This window comes from Microbacterium oxydans, from assembly GCF_000956405.1.
In the GTDB taxonomy this organism is placed as follows: Bacteria; Actinomycetota; Actinomycetes; order Actinomycetales; family Microbacteriaceae; genus Microbacterium; species Microbacterium oxydans_C.
The window spans coordinates 116,511-140,080 of the sequence record NZ_JYIV01000024.1; the positions used below are offsets into that span (position 1 = coordinate 116,511).

22 protein-coding genes are annotated in these 23,570 nt (G+C 63.9%); 14 read left to right on the top strand and 8 right to left on the bottom strand.

The features are described 5' to 3' along the window. From RN51_RS08430 to RN51_RS08455, 6 genes are all read left to right on the top strand, one after another. Nucleotides 1-2,403 (top strand): S8 family serine peptidase, encoded by a 2,403-nt coding sequence (locus RN51_RS08430; protein WP_045263602.1) that lies wholly within the window; start codon nt 1-3, stop codon nt 2,401-2,403. Beyond that, complete coding sequence (locus tag RN51_RS08435) at nt 2,400-2,720, top strand: hypothetical protein (protein ID WP_045263603.1); 321 nt, start codon at nt 2,400-2,402, stop codon at nt 2,718-2,720. Before RN51_RS08430 ends, RN51_RS08435 begins: the two co-directional genes overlap by 4 nt. Beyond that, complete coding sequence (locus RN51_RS08440) at nt 2,717-3,187, top strand: hypothetical protein (protein ID WP_045263604.1); 471 nt, start codon at nt 2,717-2,719, stop codon at nt 3,185-3,187. The genes RN51_RS08435 and RN51_RS08440 overlap by 4 nt, the downstream gene beginning before the upstream one ends. Before the next feature lie 232 nt (nt 3,188-3,419). Next, on the top strand, nt 3,420-4,484 hold the full coding sequence (locus RN51_RS08445; protein WP_231579255.1) for a peptidoglycan-binding domain-containing protein: 1,065 nt from the start codon (nt 3,420-3,422) through the stop codon (nt 4,482-4,484). Beyond that, nucleotides 4,484-5,134 (top strand): ABC transporter ATP-binding protein, encoded by a 651-nt coding sequence (locus RN51_RS08450; protein ID WP_045263605.1) that lies wholly within the window; start codon nt 4,484-4,486, stop codon nt 5,132-5,134. Before RN51_RS08445 ends, RN51_RS08450 begins: the two co-directional genes overlap by 1 nt. 83 nt (nt 5,135-5,217) lie before the next feature. Further along, on the top strand, nt 5,218-6,225 hold the full coding sequence (locus RN51_RS08455) for an FtsX-like permease family protein (protein ID WP_231579256.1): 1,008 nt from the start codon (nt 5,218-5,220) through the stop codon (nt 6,223-6,225). 36 nt (nt 6,226-6,261) lie between these two features. On the opposite strand, the gene RN51_RS08460 is transcribed toward RN51_RS08455, so the two are convergent. From RN51_RS08460 to RN51_RS08480, 5 genes are all read right to left on the bottom strand, one after another. Continuing rightward, a complete protein-coding gene (locus tag RN51_RS08460) occupies nt 6,262-6,795 on the bottom strand; it encodes a hypothetical protein (RefSeq protein ID WP_045263607.1) in 534 nt (177 codons plus the stop codon). Nucleotides 6,796-7,806: 1,011 nt separating this feature from the next. Further along, nucleotides 7,807-8,094 carry a hypothetical protein gene (locus RN51_RS18410; protein WP_156149145.1) on the bottom strand — a complete coding sequence of 96 codons (288 nt, stop codon included), beginning with the start codon at nt 8,092-8,094 and terminating at the stop codon, nt 7,807-7,809. A gap of 374 nt (nt 8,095-8,468) precedes the next feature. Further along, a complete protein-coding gene (locus tag RN51_RS17975; RefSeq protein WP_052674644.1) occupies nt 8,469-9,260 on the bottom strand; it encodes an ATP-binding cassette domain-containing protein in 792 nt (263 codons plus the stop codon). A 21-nt stretch (nt 9,261-9,281) separates the two neighbouring features. Then, nucleotides 9,282-9,923: a hypothetical protein gene (locus tag RN51_RS08475; RefSeq protein ID WP_045263609.1), complete on the bottom strand. Its 642-nt coding sequence runs from the start codon at nt 9,921-9,923 to the stop codon at nt 9,282-9,284. A 15-nt stretch (nt 9,924-9,938) separates the two neighbouring features. Next, complete coding sequence (locus RN51_RS08480) at nt 9,939-10,262, bottom strand: hypothetical protein (protein ID WP_045263610.1); 324 nt, start codon at nt 10,260-10,262, stop codon at nt 9,939-9,941. Between the two features lie 456 nt (nt 10,263-10,718). Here RN51_RS08480 and RN51_RS08485 point away from each other — a divergent pair, with 456 nt between their 5' ends. Beyond that, complete coding sequence (locus tag RN51_RS08485) at nt 10,719-11,015, top strand: hypothetical protein (protein WP_045263611.1); 297 nt, start codon at nt 10,719-10,721, stop codon at nt 11,013-11,015. A gap of 196 nt (nt 11,016-11,211) precedes the next feature. Beyond that, on the top strand, nt 11,212-12,129 hold the full coding sequence (locus RN51_RS08490; protein WP_156149146.1) for a hypothetical protein: 918 nt from the start codon (nt 11,212-11,214) through the stop codon (nt 12,127-12,129). A gap of 460 nt (nt 12,130-12,589) precedes the next feature. Here RN51_RS08490 and RN51_RS08495 read toward each other — a convergent pair whose 3' ends face one another. Next, nucleotides 12,590-13,213, bottom strand: a complete 624-nt coding sequence (locus RN51_RS08495; protein ID WP_156149147.1) for a hypothetical protein — start codon at nt 13,211-13,213, stop codon at nt 12,590-12,592. Between the two features lie 457 nt (nt 13,214-13,670). On the opposite strand from RN51_RS08495, the gene RN51_RS08500 reads away from it, so the two are divergent. After that, complete coding sequence (locus RN51_RS08500) at nt 13,671-14,147, top strand: hypothetical protein (protein ID WP_045263614.1); 477 nt, start codon at nt 13,671-13,673, stop codon at nt 14,145-14,147. Nucleotides 14,148-14,231: 84 nt separating this feature from the next. Beyond that, nucleotides 14,232-14,624, top strand: a complete 393-nt coding sequence (locus RN51_RS08505) for a hypothetical protein (RefSeq protein ID WP_156149148.1) — start codon at nt 14,232-14,234, stop codon at nt 14,622-14,624. Nucleotides 14,625-15,195: 571 nt separating this feature from the next. Here the strand turns inward: RN51_RS08505 and RN51_RS08515 are convergent. Both RN51_RS08515 and RN51_RS08520 read right to left on the bottom strand, forming a co-directional pair. Continuing rightward, nucleotides 15,196-15,837 carry a hypothetical protein gene (locus RN51_RS08515; protein ID WP_045263617.1) on the bottom strand — a complete coding sequence of 214 codons (642 nt, stop codon included), beginning with the start codon at nt 15,835-15,837 and terminating at the stop codon, nt 15,196-15,198. A 553-nt stretch (nt 15,838-16,390) separates the two neighbouring features. Beyond that, nucleotides 16,391-18,841, bottom strand: a complete 2,451-nt coding sequence (locus RN51_RS08520; RefSeq protein WP_082066522.1) for a discoidin domain-containing protein — start codon at nt 18,839-18,841, stop codon at nt 16,391-16,393. Nucleotides 18,842-19,036: 195 nt separating this feature from the next. Between RN51_RS08520 and RN51_RS08525 the strand changes: the two genes are divergently transcribed. The 4 genes from RN51_RS08525 to RN51_RS08540 all read left to right on the top strand — a co-directional run bounded on the left by RN51_RS08525 (nt 19,037) and on the right by RN51_RS08540 (nt 23,529). Further along, nucleotides 19,037-20,287, top strand: coding sequence for an extracellular solute-binding protein (locus tag RN51_RS08525; protein WP_045263618.1), 1,251 nt, complete (start codon nt 19,037-19,039; stop codon nt 20,285-20,287). A gap of 62 nt (nt 20,288-20,349) precedes the next feature. Beyond that, nucleotides 20,350-21,228, top strand: a complete 879-nt coding sequence (locus RN51_RS08530) for a carbohydrate ABC transporter permease (RefSeq protein WP_045263619.1) — start codon at nt 20,350-20,352, stop codon at nt 21,226-21,228. Continuing rightward, nucleotides 21,215-22,096, top strand: coding sequence for a carbohydrate ABC transporter permease (locus RN51_RS08535; protein WP_045263620.1), 882 nt, complete (start codon nt 21,215-21,217; stop codon nt 22,094-22,096). The genes RN51_RS08530 and RN51_RS08535 overlap by 14 nt, the downstream gene beginning before the upstream one ends. 11 nt (nt 22,097-22,107) lie before the next feature. After that, nucleotides 22,108-23,529, top strand: coding sequence for a glycoside hydrolase family 5 protein (locus RN51_RS08540; RefSeq protein ID WP_231579257.1), 1,422 nt, complete (start codon nt 22,108-22,110; stop codon nt 23,527-23,529). Nucleotides 23,530-23,570 lie beyond the last annotated feature (41 nt).

Below are 23,570 nucleotides of genomic sequence, written 5' to 3' on the forward strand. Positions count from 1 at the left end.
GTGGCCAACCACCTTCCTCTTCCGACTCCGATCAATCTGACGGAGAGCAAACGCCGTCCCCCGAACCCGACGGGCACGGAGGTCGTCTTCAATCCCCGACGGCAGGCGACGACGCTGCGCGGCATCCTCGAAGGGCTGGAATCGAACCTTCCCGGTGCGTTCGTCAGCACCTCGGAAGAGGAAGACGGCATCGATGCGTCGGAACTCGGACGCATCGTCCTGAAGATCACAGGCACCATGGCCTTCACAACCAGTGGGCTCGGCAGCTGGGACCACAAGCTCGTCGCCCTCGGCATCAGCCACGAGAAGACCTTCTACGCGCTCAGCGACGCTGACTCTCGCCGCTTCTTCCGTGAGCTCGTCGACACGTACGACGCGGACCCCGACGGGTTCGACACCACAGCGTCGTGGAAGCAAGCGCTCGACCAGATCGCGAACATCGAACTCTATGACCGCGGCGACCGAGAGACGCCGGATCTTCCTGACCCGGGCGACGACGGCGTCGTTGTCGTCGACATCAGCGCCTGGCCGACGTCCATCGCCACCCGTGGGGCCGAGAAGGAAGCGAAGGCCCGCATCACTGAGCTCGTCGAGCTCATCGACTCCTCTGACGATGACCGAGTGCATGTGATCTATGACGACGCTGACCCGGACCGTCCTGTGATCCGAGCTCAGCTCGGCCGGGGAATGCTGGACGTTATTCTCGACCACCCTCTCGTCGAGAAGGTGCGCGGCCCCCTGCAAGCGGATGTGACAGTCGCTGACCTCGCGGGAGGCAGTCGTCCTCAGGGCGATGTCGTCCCGTCGGGCGCCGCCATTGGCATCATCGACGACCAAGTCATCGACTCCAACCCCTGGCTCCATGGGGTCGTCGTGAAGTCGCGCTCGTTCCCTGACGACGGTTCGATGGGGATGCCCACCGCGCACGCCACACAAGTGGCGGGCATCGCCGCCTGGGGGCGCGTGGCCGACCTTCTCGACGGCGATCCCGGACGCAGCCCACGTCCCATCTATTCGGCGCGCGTAGCGCACAGCGCGGCGCAAGGGCGCACCGCCCTTGCCGGGGCGCCCACCGTCGAGGTCGCGGCAGCGATGCGATGGCTGGCCTCCGAAGGCGTTCGGATCGTCGTGTTCGCATTCGCCTACCCCTACGCAGATGATGACGCGCTCCCGTCCGATCTGACGGCAGTCATCGACGAGCTCGCTCGAGAGCTCAACCTCGTCGTGGTCCTGAGCGCCGGGAACCTCACCGCGCTTCCCGAAGGCACGCACTGGAAGACGGACTACCCGACCTACCTCCACGACCCGTCCGCCCGAATCGCGTCCCCAGGAGCTGCCGCGCTGGCGCTCACCGTCGGGTCCGTCGCACACTCCCACGCCCCCGACACGACCGCGTCCCGGGGTGCTGTGCGCATCGCTGACATCGGTCAGCCCGCACCGTTCTCCCGCACTGGCCCCACGGTCACCGGTCGCCACAAGCCGGAGTTCAGCGGTCATGGCGGAAGCTGGTCCTGGGATCAGGCCACGGGTACGCTACTCACCAAGGACGCGAACATCGCCACCACGACCCTCACCGCCCAACCTGGTGGTCGACTGTTCAGCGCTGTCGCCGGTACGAGCTTCGCGGCTCCATTCGTTGCACATGAGGTGGCGGAGATCGCCACACGATACCCGGACGCCAGCGCGAACCGCCTACGGGCGCTCACCGCGCTATCCGCATTGCCACCTGACCCCATGCCCGCCGTCATCCACAGCGCGTACGGGGTACCCGACGCCTCCCAGGTGCTCGAAAGCGACGGTCCCCGCGCGATCTTCGTTCACGACGGCACAATCGAACGCGACACCTACCAGGTGATTTCCGTCCCCATCCCGGATGAGTTCGCGAAGGAGACCTTCGACCGCGAGCTTCGTGTGGCGCTGGCCTTCGATCCTGCGGTGCGCCGCAGCCGCCGGGACTACATCTCCGGCCGCATCAAGGTGCAGCTATACCGAAATCACACCCTTGAGGAGATCACGCAGATCTTCCGTCAACAGCCGACGGTAAAAGAGCGAGCGGCCGGCGCGACAGCGTTCGGCCTTCCCGACGGCCGCAACGCCATCAACCTCCTGCCGGGCTCGAACTCTGTGAACCTGGACACCGTCATGTGCCGAAGCATTCGCCGGCAGGGCGGCTGGGACCCGGATGACCACAGCTACTTCCTCGTGCTCACCCACTCGTCGAGCCCGTGGACGGATTCGCAGAAGAACGATACGCCGACCCAGGACTACGCCATCGCCGTGGAGCTGCTCGCTCACGGGCGTCCCCAGCTCGATCTTCACGCGGCTGCGGAAGCGCAGTTGACAGCACAGACGGAAGCGCAGTTGCGCCAGCAGGGCCGACAGCGAGAGCGAGGCCGCTCATGATGCCGCACATTGCCTCGGCCTGGGGCCAAGATCCCTCAGCGGCTTTCCACGACGAGCTGTACCTCGCGTTCACCGTCAAAGAGGGCCACGGAGGCAAGACCTGGGTGGTCGAAGGGCCATGCCCCTATTGCGCGGGGGACGTGAAGTTCGAGATCGAACGTGAAGGTGTCCCGAGCGACACCTCGGACCTCGTCGCCCAGTCCGAGTCGTCGGATGTGCTGATGATCGAGTGCACGTGCTCCGCAGTGCACTCGGGCCGCCCGGCTGGAGTTCGCGGCTGCGGCCAGATGTGGACGCTCGAGCTGGAGGCATCATGACCGGCAGCACGTACAAGGTGACCGCGATTCGCCGCCCCACGACTGAGCAGATCGCGACCCATGAACGGGTCAAGGCAATGCAGGCAAACCAGTTGCCCGTTGTGCGCAAGGCTGCCGAGAAGTGGCGCAACGGTCTGGGGTTCTCCGGGGCTGCCGTTGCCGCAGCGTCGCTGTTGACGTCCCCAGAGGTCTTGGCCACGGCCAGCGAATCTCAGCGGATACAGGGCGGCTGGGTTGTTCTGGCAGCGCTTGTCGCGACGCTCATCGCGGTCGGCGGGAGCCTTCGGGCGTCCTTCGGCTGGCCGAAGATTCAGTCGCTCAGCCTGAACAAGGTCAAGGCGTGGGAGCGTGCTGAGGTCCGCAAGAGCATCTGGTGGTTGCGCACGTCGATGATTGCGACCTTGGTCGCCATCGTCGCAGCGAGTGCCGGTGTTGCCGTGCTGCTCTTCGGATTCGTCTTGCCCTGACGTGCGTTTGGCATAGTGCGGACTGAGGTGCAAAGGGCAGCCACCGACGTTTCAAATCGGATTGACGGCTGTGAATGAGAGGGCCTCGCCTGCCCGTCGCCCCCTGCTTGGGTCAGGACTACAGGATTCGCGCCAAGACGTAGCGTCGCTTGGGGAACAGACGCGTTCGGCTCATACGCTCGCTTAGAGCCGACGCGAGTGGAGGGCAGCTGCCGTGGCAATAGAAGGACGAGTGCACCGCTGGCCCTGGCTAGTCGTGGCCGGCGTCACGATCCTGGCGTTGGGCGCAGCGGGGGCATGGGCGGCGCTGACGGTCCTGCGCCCGACGGATGACCCGCTCGCTTCTACGGAGCACACCTACGTCGAGGTGACGGCAGGGTCAGTCGGTACCTCCATCGCGTTGAACACTGTCGCTGCATGGAGTCAGGTCCCTGTTGCCGCCAATCAGGCGACGGGCATCGTGACTGAGGTGACCGTCGAGACGGGCGCTGAGGTTGCTCAGGGTGCGACCCTGTACACAGTCGGGCTCCGGCCCGTGGTCGCAGCACAAGGCGAGGTTCCGATGTTCCGAGATATCGGTGCGGAGGCTACCGGTGCGGATGTCAGTCAACTGCAGCAGATGCTTGCATCCCTGGGCCATTACGGTGGCGCCATCGATGGCAAGGCTGGGAAAGGAACAGTCACGGCCATCACATCGTGGCAGGGGTCGCTGGGCGTGGACAAGACCGGTGTGGTCGCTCTCGGAGACGTTGTCTTCCTTCCCCAGCTCCCGTCGCGTGTGGCTTTCGATCCAGAGCTCATCGCGAGAGGGCTGACCCTCTCTGGTGGAGAGTCAGCAATTCTTGGCTTGGCTCCGGCGCCCGCATTCTGGATCCCCGTGACGGACGCGCAGGCAGCCATGATTCCGGCCGGAGGCTCGGTCGAGGTCACTGCACCGGACGGTCAGGTGTGGCCGGGCGTTGCAGGAGAGCAGAAGAGGAACGCGGACGACGGCACAGTGACCATCGCCGTGGCGGGAGCCGAGGGGGCGGTGCTGTGCGGTGATTTCTGTGGTCAGGTGCCCATATCGGGGCAGGCCACGCTTCCATCCAAGATTGTCACCGTCGAGCAGGTCGACGGGCTCGTTGTGCCGTCCGCAGCACTGGTCACGACTGCGACCAATGACACGGCCGTGATCGACAGCGACGACAACAGAGTGCCTGTCGAGGTCGTAGCCTCAGCCAAAGGCATGTCGGTGATCACTGGCGCGCCGGAGGGTCTGCGGGTGCGCGTGCCGGCAATGGAAGAGCCAGGCTGATGACGGACCTGAGAGTGCCATTAGAGGCGCGGGACGTCGACTTCGGTTACGTGCCCGGCTCGCTCGTCCTGAATGGATGGTCGGCGCAGTTCTCTGCCGGTAGCATGACCGCCATCACCGGGCCGTCCGGGCGGGGGAAGTCCACGCTGCTTTACCTATTGGGATTGATGCTCCGCCCGTCGGCTGGGCAGGTCATCGTCAACGGCGAAGATGCTGCAAGCGCTCGGGACGCTCCTCGAGCACGACTTCGCGCGCAGCAGTTCGGCTTTGTGTTCCAAGACGCCGCGCTGGACGCGACGCGCAGTATCCTCGACAACGTCACGGAGACGGCTCTTTACCGGCGCGAGTCACGCGCCGCCGCTGAGAGAAGAGCGCGAGACCTGCTGGAACGCTTCGGGGTCGACCTCCCGCCGAACCGCAAACCCGGCCAGGTGTCTGGCGGGCAGGCTCAACGAATCGCACTGTGCCGGGCGCTCCTGAACGCGCCACGAGTGCTACTCGCCGACGAACCGACCGGCAACCTTGATCCGGCGACCAGTGAACTCGTTGTCGAGGCGCTCAGAGGGCACGCGCACGCGGGCAATGCCGTCATCGTCGTCACACATTCGCCAGGTGTCGCGGCAGCCAGCGACGCGGAGATTCGCCTCTGATGTGGGCCGTAGTCAGGGAGGGGGCCGCCTCCGCGCGCTCACAACCGGTAGCGTCTGCTGTCACGGTGCTCATGGTCGTCGGCATGATCCTGACTGTGATGCTCACGACTGGTCGTACGGTGGGCGCGGAGCAGCAGGTTCTCGGTTCCATTGACTCGGCAGGCACCCGCTCCATCACGGTGCGTGCCGAGGCCGGTGCGGGCGTCACGAGCAGCGTCATGGATCGTCTCGCTGGCATCGAAGGCATCGAGTGGGCTGCGGGGTTCTCCCAGGCGGTGGACGCGACGAACTCGGCCGTGCCTGACGGCGTCAAGGTCCCGGTGCGTCTTGCTTTCGGGTCTCATTTCGAGCGTCTCGGTGTTCCGTCCAGGATCCCGGTTCCAGGCTCGACCGCGTGGGCCTCCGTGGCCGCACTCGAGCAACTCGGAATGCCCGATGGTATCGGCGGGGTGGCGCTCATGAACGGGGCAGCATACGGCGTGGCAGGAAGCCTCGACGTGCCCGACTTCCTCCGGGGGCTCGAACCGGCCGTCTTTGTTCCTCAACCGACGCCCTCGGGTGACGAGGTGCTGAGCGTCGTGATCGTCATCGCCGACTCTCCACAGTTGGTGGCTCCGGTCAGCGACGCAGTTGTCTCTGTTCTCGGCGCCGATGATCCGACGAAGATTACCGTTCAGACCAGCGAAGCCCTCGCGCATCTTCGCGGGCTCATTGAAGGGCAACTGGGATCATTCTCGCGAGGACTGGTCGTCGCGCTTCTCGGGCTGACGGGAATGCTCGTCGCCATCCTCCTGTACGGCCTCGTCATGATGCGAAGGAAGGACTTCGGACGCCGTAGGGCCCTCGGTGCCACCCGCGGCCTCATAATCGGTCTCCTGCTCGCTCAGACGGGGATGCTCGCACTCACCGGGATCCTCGTGGGGTCAGTGCTCTCCGGGGTGCTGCTACTCGCCTCCGGGGATCCATGGCCCGGGCTTGCGTTCACCGCGGCGCTCGGTATCCTCACGCTGATCACCGCACTTCTCGCTGCGCTTGTGCCAGCCACGATTGCGAGCCGCCGTGAACCAATCCGGGAACTCCGTGTTCCCTGATGCCGAAGAGGGGCCTCGCCCCTCCGCACTCCGTCTCTACCCGTCGAGGTTGGTAAGGAATGAGCGGGTCAGAGCGTTCATGTCAGGCTGGCGGGCTCCGAAGCTCGACTGGTTGCTAGGCGCAAGGCGCAACGGTTCGTCGAAGCCTTCGACGGTGACGGTCAGCGCGAAGACACCGGGCCAGGTGCGTCGTTCGTCACGGTCCACAAGTCCGAATGGCTCCTCTGTGCGAACCTCGCTGACGCCCCGACGGGAGACGGCACGGCACTCGAGGTCCCGGGCTTCTCGACGCCCCGTGGCCTGTGCCTCAACGATCCGATGTGTCGTCACCACCCGCACACTGACCATGTACGTGTCCACGTCCATATCGACGAATGCAGCCTCGACCATGTCGCCACCGCAGAGCAGAGTGAGGTTGGAGAGGAGCTCGGAGTACCACGGCGGCACGTTGCCGCGGAACATGTAGTCGTCCAACAGGCCTTCCACCTGCCGGTTGCCGGTCAGCCACTCGTGAAGGTCGGCGGTCAGTGCCTGGTCGTCTTCGGTCTGTGATGAATGCCCTACGTGCATTGCGCCTCCGTCAAGTGGTTTCTCGAACGGTATCGGGACCCTCGGACATGACGAGTGCTGCGGACAATACCTTTCGACTCAAAGTCGCAACCGTCCTAGGGTGTCGGGGTTGGAGCCGGCGGGACCTCTAGGGGGAATGCGGCGATGGACCCGGCCAGCCCTACGGCGATGCTCGCTGCCAGGCAGATGAACCCGATGCGCGTGATGAGGCCTCGGTTGTCGAGCCATTTCTGATCCGCTTGTCTCAGATCCTGTAGTTCGCTGCATACTTACGAACTTAAGTCCGTATGTTGCAAAGTAGGCGATACGGCAGATGCGTATGTGTGTGCTACGTTGTGGGGGAAGTTCCTGTCCCAGGTGGATAAGAACACTCCTCCCACACGGGCGGAGCCCGAAAGGGAACATGGGCGGATTGAGTCCGCACAGTATGACGCGAACGGCTAGAGGCCGGGAGTGAATTCGCAAAGGCTAGAGACCGGCGCGGAACAATAGTCGATGGGCGATTCGCCCTCCGACACACCACCGTAGGCGATGCGTCACGGCGGTGGCAGGACACTGGAAACGGGCGGGAACCCGGCCGGTGTCGCGGAAAGCGCCAGGTGCGCTGGACGCGAAGTGGCGAGAACGCACGAGACGGATACCTCGAGTCCCCAGGCAGGCTCTCGGAGGCCCGACTTGTCGTCGATCTCATCAGCCACGCACGAACTTTTGTTAGCATTCCCGTCAACCATCAGTGCCTTGTCCTGGGCTCCGCACTAGTTGGGAGACGCGATGTTCGACATCGCCCCATTGCTCACTGAGGCAAGCGGACCGCTGTCGCTGCTCGCTCTCGTCGTCATCATGCCCATCATGTGGGTGGCGGTTCTCGGCACAGGCCCACGGGGGAAGAACGCACGGAAGGTGCTGTCCATCATCTTTCGACGTAGACCACCAGGCTGATTGCACCAGCGCAGTGTGTACCCCTCGGTCGCTTCCGAAACCCGCTACCACTTCGCGGTAAGGGCGCCGGCATCAACTAGGTGAGGTGAGTCGCCACCGACGCACGGCGAGGAGGCTGCCGACGCCGAAGCACGCGGCGGCGATCAACAGCATGCCAGCCGACGCTGCGACCACTCCGAGAAGGTCGACATGGTCGTCCACTCGCATCAGCAGTGTGTTCATCGGGGACATCGGCACGATGATGAGCGCGACCGCTGCCAAGAACACGACGCCCAGAGTGAGGGGAGTGCGCTGAAGGACTGGCCAGGCGCCCACGTAGCCGAGAGCGACACCGACAAGCGCGGACGAAGCTAGAGCCAAGAGGCAGCCGGAGGCTTGAGGCACTATCGCATGAGGAGTCGGCGCAGGCGACGCGCGGACGAACGCGGCCGTCAATCCGAGGACCGACAATCCGGACACAAAAAGGAAGGATGCCAGGGCCTCTCCCGCTCGAGCTCGGACGCGTCCTCCGCTCGCGAGCGCAACCACACTCTTCTGGCTGGGGTCATCGCCGTCAATAGTCGTCACCGACACCCAGGCGCCGACGAGGAGGGATCCGATTCCAAGGATCGGCAACATACTCGGCAGTGGCGCCGAGTACGGCATAAGTGCGACCACCACGATGAGGTACCCCGCTGCGGGCCCGAGCCAGGTCAGCCGCACAACATTCCTGCGCAGAACATAACGAGTAGACCTCACTCCCGCTCCACGCCTTCCACGACCCACCCAGCGCTGAGAATTGCGCGGAGCGTGGCTTCAACTGTGTCAGAAGCTGAGTTGATGACGGCGCGCCCCATCGAGGCGGGCATGACCATCGTCGTGTCAGGAAGCGCCGGCAGGGAATCGTTGGTCAACGCGTGAATGACGTAACGGATAGGTGACCGAGGCGTGAGCTTCCCTTCCTCGAGCCAGAGGGACTGCGAAGCGGCAAAGGGGGCCGCACCATGGTGAACGACGAGCAGAGTGCTCCCCATGGCACGGGCATCTTCTATCGCTCGCGTGACAAGATCGGTACCTGCGGCATCCAGCCCGGTGAAAGGTTCGTCGAGCACGATGAGCCCGGTTGCCCCGATGAGAGCGCTGGCTATCCCGACCCGCTGCAGATTCCCCTTCGACAGCAGTCGCAACGGTCCCCACGGGCCGGTGAAGCCCAACGAGTCCAATGTTGTCGAGACAGCCCGGTAGCGAGCGCGGCGCTGGAGCCCCCGGGTGCCCGCGACCCAGTTCATGTAAGTGGCAACGCTCATGCCGGATGGAGGATTGAACCGCTCTGGGAGGTAGGAGGTGCTGGCGCTTCGATTTTGCACCGTCCCCCAGCTGGGCTCCATCAATCCTGTCGCCACACCCAGAAGGGTCGACTTCCCGGCCCCGTTCGATCCGTGGAGCGACGTGACGGTGCCCTGCTGGCACTCCATGGAGATGTCATGCAAGATGACCCGTCCGCGCCGACGGACGCCCACCCTGTCGAGGCGCAGCGTCGGTGTCATGGTGCTCCTCCTTCGGGCGACTCAGTTTCCGCGGAATCCTGCAGGCTTGGCGGGGCAGGCCCCCATCAATGCCATGTACTTCTCCTCGGAGCCAGGATCCAGAGAGTCGAACGGATTCCACTCCTGGCCGGAGTTGAGTTGTTCTTCGAACGTACCCTCACTCGGCACGTCAGGCACCGTGTATCCCTCGCCGTCGAGGCATGGGACAACGGTGTCCACGAGATAGCGGTAGAGGTACGTGGCTTCTTCTGCGGTGTACGGCTGTTGGTACGCGGGATCGATGGGATAGGCCACGCGGCACTGGTAGACAGCGATTGCTTGCGCTAGCTCCTGCTCTGCGGGAAACGAGGCGGTTTCCACATACCCCGACTTCACGTGACTTTCAAACCCTGCTTCGGTCATGCACGTGGCTGTCGTCTCGGACCATTCGCTCGGGGCTACCGCACGAATCAGGCTCGCCTCCGGCACGGGCTGGTCGGGGAAGCGGTCGTGAAAGAGGCCCTCAGCTTGTTCTTGGGCAGCCTGAAGTTGACTATCTCTCTCTGCGGACTGCATCACAGGTGGCTTCGGCATCTCGTCGATTGACTCCTCAGAGGCGCTGCACCCTGCGAGAGGGAGCAAGACGATGAGTGCCGCGGCGATAGGCCAGAGGTTTCCTTTCACGACCGCCACCTCCGATTACAGGCAGGCGCGGGTGAAGTACTGGAATGTCTTCCCGGCGCCGTACGAGACGTAGCTGTACGACTTCGTCTTGCGGCCTGCCGTGTGATACACGCCCGTATTCGGCGCGTACTGGATGCTCGTGAGGAACGAGCCGTTCTTCGAGGTGAGCCAGGCGGAATCGCCGTAGCTGTTGATCTTGAACTTGTTCGTAGGTGCGGTGGGCCCACCGCAGTCGCCGACGTACGCTTCTGTCGCATCGGCAGATGCTGGCACGACCGATCCGAAGATGAGCGCGGCAGCAACCGCGGCAACCGACAGGAACTTGGTTGTCTTTCGCATATTTACCCCCCTGGGTGAGTGGCGGACAGCCGAGTGCCGACCGCGGGACACAACATGCCAGAGTCCCTTTGCGGGCACCATGCGCGCAGAGCAGATCTCCAGGCGGTGAGCGGAGAAGTTGTCCGTGATCCTGGAGACAGGTGCTGCTGAGCTCGACGCATTCGGTGCGTCGATCCCTCTGTAGCAACAGTGCGTAGGCCCCGGCTCTCACGAGTCGGGGCCTCTTCCATGCGTGGATGTGCTGCCCGCCTTCCTGCCAGAGATATTGGTCCGCTCTCCCAGGCGGTGGCGACGACCGTTCCTCCAACATGAGTGACATCGTTGACCACATCTGCGCAAAGTGATCAGCCCGCCGTATTCCTTTCTCGGCGGCGCGAGTGAAGACGGGAGTCGTCCTCAGGTGCACGGGGGCGGTGGCGTTGGCAACAGTAGGGTTGCTCAGGTGAAGTTGCTGACATGGACAACCGTTGTAACCTCATCATCGGGGCCATCTTCGTCTTCGACGGATACGCGTCTTGGCCGACCGGATCGCTCCTGGAGATCGACCCGGAGAAGTGGCGCACATCGCTTTTCAGCCTCTCAATCGGCTCGACGCTCATCGGGATCGGCATCCTTACCGCGTTGCTCGCATTGCACGCGAGGGCAGTCGGTGTGCAGACACGTGCCGCGCTTGCGACCCAATCAGCCGCAGACGCCGCGCGGCGCGCGGATGAGTATCGCGCACAGAATCAGTACCCCGCAGCGCAAGGCTGATTCGCGACGTCATGGTTGTCGTCGCATGGGCGACCGGAAAACGCAGGGCGTACCTGAGCCCTCGAGGCGTCACTCCTGCTGCAGGATTTGAGACAGCCGTTCGTCATGTGCGCGCTCCTGGCTCGGGCAATCTCTAGGATTGCGCTGACATACCGGCGCGGACGCTGGAGAGCGACGCCATCAGAACCTGGGGTAAGTGATGACACTGGACTCGATTTGGCACTACACGGACGGTCGTGGGCTTGAAGGGATCGTCACCTATGACACCCTGCGTGCAACCTCCTTCCGTCACCTCAACGACTCTCGAGAAGCTGACTACGCCACAAGCCTGCTGCAAGCTGCTGCGAAGACACGACGCACGACCGTCCCGACCGCGCATCAAGCTCGCTTCGACAGCCTCATGAAGCACGCCGAGCGGCGAGGACTCGACCTCTTCCTCCTGTGCGCCGCGCGGAAGCCAGACCTTCTCACGGTGTGGCGGGGGTACGGAGGCAAAGTCTCGTACGCCATCGAACTTGACGCGACCGTCGACCTCCTCCCCATCCAACGGACTGATGCGACGGAGCACCCGAACCCGCCAGCCGGGTGGGAGATCGAGCGCGACGAAGAGGGCAGCATCATCGTGAACCCGGACCAGGTGCACATTGAAGTCGTTCCGTGGCGGAAAGTTCGCTACAACACGGCCGGCGTCGACGCTCGAGTGGACAGGATCGCCAAGCTGGCGGAGAAGAAGAAGAACCCTATCTCTGACTTGTTCTTCCCCTGGCATGAACTCGCCGACATCAAGATGCTCGAGCTGAAGCATCCCGCGTTCAAAGACGAGCGCGAGGCACGGATGATCCTCGAGGTGAACCCACGGTGGAAGTTCGTGCACCACTATGAAGGCCGGTTCGGCGTCACCCCGTTCATCGAGCTCTCTGCCGTAAACGAGGACAACCAGCACAATGCGAACGACAGATACCTCACCGCTGCAGGCAAGTTGCCCATCCGTTCCGTGATGATCGGACCTACCCCGCTCGGAGACGAGGTCATCGACGCGACGAAGGAGTTCCTCGAGCTCAACGGCTACCCGGATGTCGATGTCTCCCGCAGCACCATTCCGTTCCGATCCTGAATCAGCATCTGTCTGACAGCGTGCCAGCCGGCGACTGGCATCGCTGGAGCCGCTTTGGCGTTCGGCCTGGATACCAAACTATGACTTGGTCCGGCACGGGTCAGATCTGGTGGACGAAGTCGTTCAAAGGGGCGTGGGGAGCGGATCAGTTGTCACCGATCCGCTCCCCACGCCCACCTTCCATGCTTGGGTCAAGAATTCGATCTATGTTGACCCGGTCGTTGCCGCCAGAGTCAGAGACACAGCGAGGGTTGCGAGTAGCACGAAGGAGGCCAGGACGATGAGGACAACCAGCAGTGTTCGCGCCTTCGTCTGCCGCCGCAGAGAGAGCAGGGCAAAAACGATGCTGGCGACAAGAACGATAAGCCCCCAGCTCGAAGCGACCGCCAGGACGACTCCAACGAGCAGAGCGACATAGGGGAGGGTCAGGGACAGTCGCGACCGGCTGGCTGCTTCGTTGCTAGATGTTCTTGAGATAGCCACTGATGCTTCCTCCACTCGTTCCGGTCTGCTGCATCTGCTTGTTCATCTGAGCGCTATTCCCCTGCCACAGGACCGAAAGCGTGTAGTTCGTGCTGCAGTATGCCTTGTTGCCACTCACCCAACTCGAGTTGCTGTTGGAGATAGACCAGAAGCCGGCCCAACCCGTAAACGTTCCGCTGCAGAAGTGCGGAGCCTTGGTGGTCGATCCGTTGACACTGTACCGAATCTCTTGCCGATACTGCCCCGTCGTGATCCCGAAGAGCTCGGCATTCACCGTGTAGACCTTGCTGTAAGTCTTCGTGGCCGCCCGAGCCGACAGTGAGTCAGGCGTCATGCTCGTCTCATCCTCTACGACAACGAAGTCATAAGCATCGAGGTCAGTGATCGACTCCACGAAGAGATCCTGATCAGCCTCACTGAGGGCATCGAACTTCAGAAGCTCGCTGGCAGGAAGCGACTCTCGAACCTCGAGAATCGCCGCCTCCACCGCTGGGTCATCGGAGACGCTTGCTGCTGCGGGGGTCACCGAACCGAACGCCATCAGGACGGAAAGCGAGGTGAGGAGAGCGGAAACTGACAATGTACGAACTGAATTCTTCACGCTCGGCATGGTTCCATCTATCGGGCCCCTCGTCTGTCCCCCATTTGGTCCGCCGACCCGGGTGATCCACCTCGCCGCGTGCTGCTCTGTCCGAGAGGTCACGCGTGTGCACCGACCGGCCGCATCTCCACATCGGGCGCACCTTCTGCGCCCGAAACTGCGGCTGACCAGCCTAAACATAGCCACGGATTTCACGTGAGCTCGTCAACGGCAAAGAAAGTAACTGGCGGGCTGAATTGCTGAGCGAAGCCGATCTCCCAATGCTCGATCTGTCCTGAATTCTGGAGTCGAGCGGCGCGGATACGGACTGGATCTCGAGTAGCGCGCTCACGCGGGGCACTGAACCCCCGTCAGTAGACGCCATGTGCCCGCCCGTCCTGTCTAAGACTCTGTAATCCATCACCTCTGGCTGGGACATACTGGTGCTTCCTGCCCGCAGAACGAGAGGCTCACTCACATGACGGAAGCAGACGAGTCGTCGAGCGAACCGGAAGTCAATGACTGGGCTAACCCCACGCCGGAAGAAGCGCGGCGACTGCTCGGGAAGACGAACGACCTCGCGGCCCTTCTCGAGCTGCACCCGCAGCTGGCGAAGGTCGCTCGCCTCGGCGTCGACGCCATCCGCGCGACAGGGGACGCTGAACGTGAGGCCACTGAGAATCTCGCTAGTGAGTACTACAAGTTCACGCATCACAACGTCGACGAACTGTACGCACGGTTGCGCGACCCGAACGTCAGCGCGGAGGAAGTCGACCGCATCTACGATCTGCTCGGCACCATCGAGGCTCGGGTGGCCGTGAAAGACACGGAGCACATCGCCGCCCGGGCCAAGATCGGCGACAAGGACCGAAAGTACATCACGCTCTTCATCGGCCTCGGACTGACGGCTACCGTCCTCCTGCTGTCACGCGGTAAAGGGATCGGCCTTCGCTGACCGACCCTAGGGACATTGTCCTCGGGCTGCTCGCGGATGGCCTACGAGGGGCGTTGGGAAAAGCTCCAAATGAAAGTGAGTCAGATGGAAACGACCCGGGAGTTCGAGAGGGTGTCGCACGGCCGCAGCAGTGGGAGACGGATCCTGATTGTCATCGGCCTGGTCGTTTTCGTGGTGTTCGCTATCGCGGCCTGGGTCTGCTTCGGCATCTCGGCCACGTTGGCTTCGTCGGTTGGCGGAGAGTATCTGTACATGACGGGAGAAGTCCCCTGGGAGAGCCACCCGCTCTACTTCGCCGGCATCTATGGCGGGATCGCATTCGCCCTATCCGGCGGGGCGCTCGCAGGTGCAGTTCTGGCTGCATCGCTTCACACGCCGCTGCAGGTCAGGCACTTCGTGTTGCCGGTTCTCGTGCTGGGAGTTCTCGCCGCGGCGACGTACTACATCTGCTGGATGCTGGTTCCGGCTGCGATCTGACTCGGGAGATCGACAACGAACGGAACGATCACGGCGATACCCACGTCGTTGGAGCCTCCTGTGGGTCTGCTTGCTGCGACCACAGCGTCGGCGCCCTCGGCCGCCAGCACACGCGGACGGATGCGTTTACCCTTTCAGTTTCGGAGAAAGCTCGCGTAACGATGGGGTCGGTGAGAAGTGTCTGACCGGCCCTCTCGTTCATTCGGCGCCGACGATGAGCCCGGCTCTGCCGCTGAAAGCTGCACTCCAGCGCTGGCTTGGGATCGAGGTTTCAGGTCCCATCCGCTGATGTGGGCGACGTGAACTCAAGGTCGATGAGGTCGGAGGTGAATCGCCCGAGCTCGCTGACCATGTTTCCCACGTCGCGCCACGATGGAGCATCGCCGTGTGAGAGCCCGCTCCGCAACTCGTATACGCGGTCGAAGAACTTGGTCGCCCTCATTCCTCCGTACTCGCGTGGCTCCAGCCGACGGACCAACCGCATCGCGCCTGCTCGGATCGACTCGTTCTCGAGTCCCCGCACTCGGTTCGCGAGCGCTGCTCGTCGCTCAGGATCTCGAACGACGTCCGACTACTCCACCTGCTGAGCGAGGAGCGCGATGAGCTCTTGCTCGCTGGCAGAGACCTTGGCGGTGGTCACCAGCGTTTCGACGGCTGACACCAGTGTGAGCAATAGCGAATCTGCTCCCTGTGCACGGCCGGCCTGATTGAACAGGTCGAATGCCAGATGAACACGATTCGTCGGAACGACCTGACGAAGGGCGTTAGCGAACCAGTTCGCGATGTCTACCGGTGGGCTGAGCACGTGGCCTTCGGCGCTCATCGTGAAGGTGAAGAGTTCTTCTTCAGACAGGTGGACCCGAACGCCGGCGCGCTCATTGATGACGCGAACGTTCTGGGGAACGGTGTCGTTCACGGCGGCCAACGCATGCTCACTCAAAGCGGTGAAGGATTGTCGCTCCATGAAGTCGACGGACAGGCCCGCGCGCAGTGCGGCGAGGCGGAGCGTGGAGCACAACTCCTTGCCTCGCGCTTCTGCGGCAGCGTCCGTGGCGTAGCCAGAGCCACGAAACGTGGCTCGCGTCGCGTTCTTGAGAGGGCCGGACGCTTGGATCCAGACACGCTCCTCAGCTGACTCGACGAGCATCAGTGTGTCGTCGTCGGTGTCAGGTCGGGCGCCTCCGAGGGTCACGGGTACGCGGAAGGAGTACATGCGTGGATCGTACTTGCGTGCAGGCCCCTCTCGACTTGCGTTGCCAACGGTCATGCGCGGAGACCTGCTCGGAACGGGGTCGGAGAAACCCTGGCTGACCTGGGGAGAACTCGCGACCGTGGAAGTTTCTTGGGCTTAGCGTGGAATCGCTTCGGAAAGTGCCTGTCTGAATCCCTTGAGGCTCAAGGGATCGGCGGATAAACGAATACGGCCACAGCGGGCCCTGTTCGATTATTCAGGGCTATCTGTTCGTAAATTGAGAAGAGCCGGTCAGGCCTAAAATCTGACCGGCTCTTCTCATTCCAGCAGCCGTTGAACCGCCCGCATCCATGCCGCATCCTCATGCCCCGAGCCGCAGTTATGCGGCGTACCTTCCTGTCCTCATGCCGATCCGGCCGATCCAGGCGCGAATCCTGTAGGCGAGGTCTCCTTGATTTCCTGGCTTCTTGCATCTGTCTTCGCGGCGCTGCTTTCGGTGCCGGTGACTGCGGGTGCTCGTCGGCCGGATGACGTGGGTGGCACCGCCGGAGCGCGGCACCACCCACGCACGGTGTCAGTACGAGGAGTAGACGGTCACCTCATCGATGCTCCACCAGTTGGTGGCGGTTCCGGTCTGCGTGATCCGGATGTAACGGGCGGTCTGCGGTGTGACCGAGATCGGCCGCTTCCAGCCGAAGCCGATTCCCGTGCCCACAGTCGTCCAGGTGGTGCCGTTCGTCGAGAGCTGGAGCACGTACCCGCGCGGGTAGTCGTCTCGCTGACCGTTCGGCGTCTGCACCGTCACCATCGCGACGGTGCGGTTCGCTCCCATGTCGATCTGGTACCACTGTCCGTTCGCCTGGTTGGCGCCCGTGTTCCACTGCGTCGAGCTGTTCCCATCGATACCGCCGGCGAGCGACGAACCCGCGCCCACGGAGGATGCCGTCGCCGTCCAGCCGGACTTGCTGACCGAGACCGGGGTGAACGCGCTCGAACCACCCGAGTACTTCTTCACGGTCGCCGCCATGCGGTCGTTCGCGGTGAAGTTCGCGGTGCCGAAACGCTGCAGCTTCTGGATGAAGGTCGCGGATCCGTCGGTATTGATGACGGGCACGGGGCTCGGGTTGTTCGAGTAGAAGCCCCAGTACCCCTGGCCGTCAGCGTCTCCGCCCTTGACCTTGTAGGTCCAGTTCGACCACGACTGATTCTGCGCGTTGAGGCCGGCCATCCATCGTGCCCACACGTCGTCGTAGTAGTACAGCGAGTACTCGCCGAACAGGACGGGCACGCCCGGGTTGGAGAGCAGTCCTGGCAGCGCGTTCAGCTGGTTCGTGACGAGCTGGTTCTGGGCGTTCCAGTCCTTCTGGTTCGGCATGTCGTACGGGTGCAGCTGATACATCACGTTCGTCCATCCGTACGTGGAAGGGGGGGTGATGTTCTGGTACCCGAAGAAGGCTCCCATCATGATGATGTGGTCGGGATCGATGGCTCGGACCGCGCTGTAGAGCCGGTTGTAGACGGCGCTCTTCTGAGCGACGTCGTCGGCGTCCTCGTTGAAGTCCATGAGGGGCTCGTTGATGAGGTCGTACGCGGCGACGGCGGGGTTGTTCTTGTAGCGCGTGGCGATGGCCTTCCAGATGTTCTCGGTCCAGGTCTGAGCGTCGGCACTGCCCCAGAAACCGTTGGGGTTGGGGCCGATCCGTCCGCAGCTGCCCCACGGGCAGCCACCGCCGGGCACGGTGTGGAGGTCGAGTACCGTGTAGATGCCGCGCTGGCTGAGCTGATCGATCGTCCAGTCGATCTTCTTCCAGGGGTCCGCCTTGAAGGTGCCGTCGACGTTCAGGAACGTCATCCAGCCGAGGGGGAGTCGGACGAAGTTCACTCCGAGGTCGGCGATGTTGTCGAAGTCCGCCGCGGTGATCCAGGTGTCTTCGTGAGCATCGCGAATGGCCTGTGCGCCGGCGGTGCCGAACCGTGCGTTGAGATCGACCTGAAGGCTGTAGTCGTCGGAGTTCAACGCGACGGCCATCTCGCCGATCGACCACCACTGTGCCGCGGTTCCCGTCTGGTTCACGCGCACGTACTGCGCGGACACCGGCGCGAAGGTGATGTTCGTCGCCTTGAACGTGCCGACGCCCGAGGCCACCTGGGTCCAGGTGGAGCCGTTGTTGGATACCTGGACGGTGTAGCCGCGGGGGTAATCCCCCTCTGAGGAGTTGTTCTTCTGGGTGTCGAGCGTGACGTTGTTGACGGTCATGCGCGCGCCGAGGTTCAGCTGAACCCATTGACCGGGTGCCTGTGCGGCGTTGCTGGTCCACCGATTGTCGACGTTGCCGTCGATCAGGGCCGCGGCTGCGGTGCCGCCCGACGCCGTGGCCGTCCACTGCGTGCGGTCGAACGATGTGGCGTCGTTGAAGACGTTGAACTCTCCGACCGACCACCAGTCGCCGGCTGACCCGGTCTGAGTGAGTCGCACATAGCGGGCGACCGTCGGGGCGAAGGCGGCCGTGGTGACCCGGTTCGCCGCGGCGCCGGCGACCGTGGCCACCGTGGTCCACGACGATCCGTTCGCGGAGACCTGGACGGTGAGACTGCGCGGGAAGTCGCCTGCCGCGAAGTTCGTGTGGTTCACGGTGATGCGGTTGAAGCGCGACGCTGCCCCGAGATCGACACCGAGCCACTCGGATCCCGACTGGCCTGCGTTCGTCGTCCACCGGGTGGAGTCGTCTCCGTCGAAGGCGAGGGCTGCGTTGCCCGCGGACGCCGTGGGCGCCCAGCCGGTCCGGTCGAGTGCGAACTCGCCCAGGGGGGACATCCAGTCCTCCTGCGTGAGCCACCCGCCGAGGTTGGTTCCGCGGAGGTTAACGGTCGAGCCGGTGCCTGAATTTGTCTTGATGACGTTGCCGTTCACCTTCAGGAAGTCACCGGCCGCGAGCGGCGCCGCGTTCGCGGCCACGGGTGCCGACACGAGCGCCACCGCAGCCAGGCAGGCGACCACAGCACCTGCGAGCAATCGTTTCTTCATTGAAACTCCGTTGTTCAGGTCGCACCCGGTGTGCGAGTGCGCCAATTCTGGCAACCCGCTCGCACTTTGTCTAGGACTTAGGATAAGGTCTGGACAAAGGAGTTCGGTGGGCGACACCTGTACCAGCCGACCCGTCGTCGCTACAACGCCGTATCCGCTCTCCCCGAGCGTGACGACCACCCGAAAGGAACCTCAATGAAGAGATCACGCATCCTGCCGATCCTGGCAGGCGCCACCGCCGGCACCCTGTTGTTCGCCGGTTGCGCCGCCGGTGCCGGCGACGGCGATGGCGCATCCGCCGACTCGCTCACCGTGTGGGTGATGGGGGACAGCTCCGCGCATTTCGACGAGCTCGTCGCCCCGTTCGCCGAAGACAGCGGCATCACCGTCAAGACCGTGGCGATCCCGTGGGACGCCATCGACCAGAAGTTCACCACCGCGGTCGCATCCGGCGAAGGCCCCGACATCATCCAGATCGGCGTCTCGAAGCTGCGCACGTTCGCCGACTCCGGCGCGCTCCTCACGCTCGACGACAGCACGCTCAAGGGGTATGAGAACCTCGCATCGGACAAGTTCATCGACGGGATCGGCGGCGACGCCACCGCTGTCGGCGGGAACGTCGTCAGCGTCCCCTGGGTCAGCGACACCCGTGTCCTCTACTACCGAACGGACATCCTCGCCGAACAGGGCATCACGGAAGCGCCGAAGACCTGGGACGACCTGCGTGCGGACGCGAAGACGCTCGCCGCCCGGGGTGACGGCCAGTACGGGTACTACATCCCGCAGTGGGACTCCAGCCTCCCCGTGATCATGACCTGGGATCAGGGGGGCGACATCGTCGGCGCTGACGGCGACATCGACTTCGACACGCCTGAGTTCCGCGATGCCGTGGATCTCTACACCGGCCTTTACGCGGACGGCTCCGTTCCGACGAACGCCGACTTCGACCAGACCCAGGGCTTCACCTCGGGGACGACGCCCCTGCTGCTGTCGGGGCCCTACCTGGCCAACGCCATCAAGGACGCGGCTCCGGAACTCGACGGCAAGTGGGCTGTCGCCCCGGTGCCTGCCGCGAAGGACAACACCTCGTTGCTCGCAGGCTCGAACCTGGGTGTGTGGGGCTCGACGAAGAACGAGGAGGGGGCACTCAAGCTCCTCGATTACCTCTCCGACCCCGCCACGCAGCTGGAGTGGTACAAGCTCGACAGCCAGCTCCCGACGGTGAAGGCCGCGCTCGCCGACGGCGCACTCGTCGATGACCCGCTCGCCAGCGTGTATGCCGAGCAGCTGCTGAACGCGAAGCTCCTCCCGCTCGTTCCGAACTGGGACGGGGACACGGGCAAGGCGCTCCTGGATGCGCTGAACTCCATCGTGCTCACCGGCGCGAACACGGACGATGCCATCGACGGGCTCATCAGCGCGACCAGCGGCACCTCCACCAAGTAGGCCGCCTCCGACACGGGGCGGTGGCCCTCGGTCACCGCCCCGCACCACTTCCTGGAGTGCACATGAAAACCCGGTCAGCACCCTACGTTCTCATCGCGCCCGCCATGGCCCTCCTCCTGGCCTTCGGCGTGCTTCCGATCCTCGTCGCGCTGTTGGTGAGCTTCACCGACATGAACCTCGCCGGTCTCGGCAACTGGTCGCGGATCCAGTTCATCGGCATCGAGAACTACACCGCGCTGTTCTCCGATCCGAGCTTCTGGCAAGCGCTGATGAACACGGGCATCTTCGCCATCCTCGGTGTGCCGGCCGTGGTGCTGCTGTCGCTGGTGATCGCACTCTTGCTCAATCGCTCAGGACACTGGTTCTTCCGCGCGCTGCGCTCGTTCTACTTCGTCCCGGCCATCACGGCCATCGTCGCGATCTCCCTGGTGTGGGGCTACCTCTACAACACGCAGTTCGGGCTGTTCAACTACCTGCTGTCGCTCGTCGGGCTTCCCCCGGTGCAATGGCTCAGCGACCCCGTGATGGTCAAGTTCTCGCTCGTGCTGGTCGCCGTCTGGCGCGGGACGGGGCTCAACATCATCATCTTCCTCGCTGCTCTCCAGGGCGTGCCCAAGGAGTACCTCGAAGCGGCGAGCCTCGACGGCGCCGGCGAGTTCCGCAAGGCCGTCTCCATCGTCATACCGCTGCTGCGTTTCGCGATCTTCTTCGTCACCATCACGACGATCATCGCCTGGCTGCAGTTCTTCGACGAACCGTTCGTCCTGACCAAGGGCGGGCCACTCGGGGCATCGACGAGCGTCTCCCTGTTCCTGTATCAGACCGGTTTCTCCTCCAGCCAGTTCGGTTACGCCAGCGCGGGATCCGTGATCCTGTTCCTCATCATCGCGGCGGTCACCCTCATCCAGATCCGCGGAAGGAAAGCCGATGCAGACTACTGATCTGACCGTTGCTGCGGCGGTCGCACGACCTCCGCGACGACCGCGCGCCCAGGGGTCGTCGCGAGCACTCACCGTCATCATCGGCGTCGCCCTCGCCATCGGCGCCCTCATCACCGCATTGCCGTTCCTGTGGATGGTGTTCACGTCTGTGAAGCCGCGCAGCGAATCGGTGGCCTACCCGCCCGTCCCGATACCTCAGAACCCCACGTTCGAGTGGTTCGTGCAGCTCTTCCAGGAGCTCGACTTCGGGCCGTACATCGTGAACACGCTCGCCATCGTCCTCATCAGCATGGTGGGGCTGCTCCTCATGGCGATGGCCGGCTACGGCTTCGCGAAGTTCGACTTCCGCGGGCGGGAGCCGCTGTTCTTCCTGGTCCTCGTCACCATGATGATCCCCGTCCAGGTGACGATGATCCCCACGTACCTCATTCTCAACGGGGCCAAGCTCACCAACACCCTCGTCGGCATCGCCCTGCCGACGCTCGTGTCGGGGTTCAGCATCTTCCTGTTCCGCCAGTTCATGTCCACGATCCCGACGGAGATGCTCGAGGCGGCTCGGATCGACGGCGCCTCGGAGATGCGGATCTTCGCGCAGATCGTGCTTCCACTGTCGAAGCCGATCCTCGCGGTCCAGGTCGTGCTCACCTTCATCGCCGGATGGAACAGCTTCCTCTGGCCGCTCATCCTCGCCAACGACGAACGGCTGTACACCCTGTCCGTCGGTGTCGCCCTCCTCAACCAGCAGATCGCGACCAACCCGTCGCTGCAGATGGCGGCCGCAACCCTGATGGTGGTTCCGATCCTCATCGTCTTCGTGGTCTTCCAACGCTTCGTCGTCCAGGGCTTCGCGCTCTCCGGCCTGAAATGAAAGGCGCATCCATGCCCAGATTCAACGGATTCGTCCATGCAGACGGCCACACGATCGTCGATGGGAGCGGCAACGCCCTCCTGCTCCGAGGGGTTGGGCTCGGCAACTGGCTGCTGCCCGAGGGGTACATGTGGAAGTTCGGCGACGAGATGAGCTCACCGCGACAGATCGAGAAGCGCATCGAGTCGCTCGTCGGCGCCGAGGCCGCTGCCGACTTCTGGACGCGTTTCCGCGACACGTTCATCACCGAGAAGGACATCGCCCGCATCGCCGAGCTGGGCTTCGACCACGTCAGGCTGCCGCTGAACTCCCGCTACCTCGTCACCGACGACGGGGAGTTCCTCGCCGAGGGGTTCGACCGCATCGACGACCTCCTGGCCTGGTGCGAGCGACATGGCCTCTGGGTGCTGCTCGACCTCCACGGCGCACCGGGAGGTCAAACCGGGACCAACATCGATGACTCCCCGAACGGCCGACCCGAGCTCTTCATGGACGACCGCTGGCGCGCGCTGACGATCTCGCTCTGGGTGGAGATCGCTCGGCGGTATCGGGACAACACCGTCGTCCTCGGCTACGACCTCCTCAACGAGCCCCTCCCGAACGAGTGGCAGCACACCTACGCGACCGAGCTCGCGCAGCTCTACCAGGACCTCACCGTCGCGATCCGCGCTGTCGACGCCCGCCACCTCCTGATGTACGAAGGAGCGCACTGGGCGACGAACTGGTCGATCTTCACCGAGGTGTGGGATCGCAACTCCGCCCTGCAGTTCCACCGCTACTGGTGCCCGCCGGACGAGTCGAGCATCGAGGAGTACCTCGAAACCCGGAAGCGCCTCGGCCTTCCCATCTATATGGGCGAGGGAGGTGAGAACACCCCGGAATGGATCTACACCGCCCACCGTCTGTACGAACGCCACGGCATCGGGTGGAACTTCTGGCCCTGGAAGAAGCTGGACACACGCACGTCGCCCGTTTCCGCATCACGCCCGACAGGATGGGACGAGATCGCCGTCCCCGCTGAGACGCCCGCGCCCGCAGAGGCGACTGCGATCCTGAACGAGTTCGTCGAGGCCGTCGCACTCGATCGATGCACACCCAACCCCACCGTCGTGGATGCCATGTTCGCGCGGGCGCCTCTCTCCATCCCCGCGTGGGGGCACGCTCCGGTGACGGGTGATGACACGAGGCACCTGGCCGCTCTGGGAGAGACGACCCGCTGGCATCACACCGCCGGGGAGCCGTACGCGGACGACGAACAGGTTCCGGTGCGAATGGTCGCGGGCGATGAACGTCGCTACCCGCTCGCTGCCGCACCCGCGTCGTTGACCGTGCATGCCGATCCGTCCGAGCTCGTCACCGCGCGGTGGGATGGCGCCGCGATCGTGGTCGAGGCGACAGGGGCGGCCATGATCCACAGGGTCGTCGTGGCCTGATGGCGTTCGCCGATCCCGTCCGCGCATCCGGCGAAGAGTAT

Coding starts and splice junctions, on each gene's coding strand:
- RN51_RS08505 (WP_156149148.1), top strand. CDS start 14,232: ATGGAAACGACCCGGGAGTTCGAGAGGGTGTCGCACGGCCGCAGCAGT.
- RN51_RS08480 (WP_045263610.1), bottom strand. CDS start 10,262: ATGCGAAAGACAACCAAGTTCCTGTCGGTTGCCGCGGTTGCTGCCGCG.
- RN51_RS08530 (WP_045263619.1), top strand. CDS start 20,350: ATGAAAACCCGGTCAGCACCCTACGTTCTCATCGCGCCCGCCATGGCC.
- RN51_RS08455 (WP_231579256.1), top strand. CDS start 5,218: ATGATCCTGACTGTGATGCTCACGACTGGTCGTACGGTGGGCGCGGAG.
- RN51_RS08520 (WP_082066522.1), bottom strand. CDS start 18,841: ATGAAGAAACGATTGCTCGCAGGTGCTGTGGTCGCCTGCCTGGCTGCG.
- RN51_RS08515 (WP_045263617.1), bottom strand. CDS start 15,837: ATGTACTCCTTCCGCGTACCCGTGACCCTCGGAGGCGCCCGACCTGAC.
- RN51_RS08485 (WP_045263611.1), top strand. CDS start 10,719: ATGGACAACCGTTGTAACCTCATCATCGGGGCCATCTTCGTCTTCGAC.
- RN51_RS08440 (WP_045263604.1), top strand. CDS start 2,717: ATGACCGGCAGCACGTACAAGGTGACCGCGATTCGCCGCCCCACGACT.
- RN51_RS08500 (WP_045263614.1), top strand. CDS start 13,671: ATGACGGAAGCAGACGAGTCGTCGAGCGAACCGGAAGTCAATGACTGG.
- RN51_RS17975 (WP_052674644.1), bottom strand. CDS start 9,260: ATGACACCGACGCTGCGCCTCGACAGGGTGGGCGTCCGTCGGCGCGGA.
- RN51_RS08525 (WP_045263618.1), top strand. CDS start 19,037: ATGAAGAGATCACGCATCCTGCCGATCCTGGCAGGCGCCACCGCCGGC.
- RN51_RS08540 (WP_231579257.1), top strand. CDS start 22,108: ATGCCCAGATTCAACGGATTCGTCCATGCAGACGGCCACACGATCGTC.
- RN51_RS08460 (WP_045263607.1), bottom strand. CDS start 6,795: ATGCACGTAGGGCATTCATCACAGACCGAAGACGACCAGGCACTGACC.
- RN51_RS08535 (WP_045263620.1), top strand. CDS start 21,215: ATGCAGACTACTGATCTGACCGTTGCTGCGGCGGTCGCACGACCTCCG.
- RN51_RS08435 (WP_045263603.1), top strand. CDS start 2,400: ATGATGCCGCACATTGCCTCGGCCTGGGGCCAAGATCCCTCAGCGGCT.
- RN51_RS08450 (WP_045263605.1), top strand. CDS start 4,484: ATGACGGACCTGAGAGTGCCATTAGAGGCGCGGGACGTCGACTTCGGT.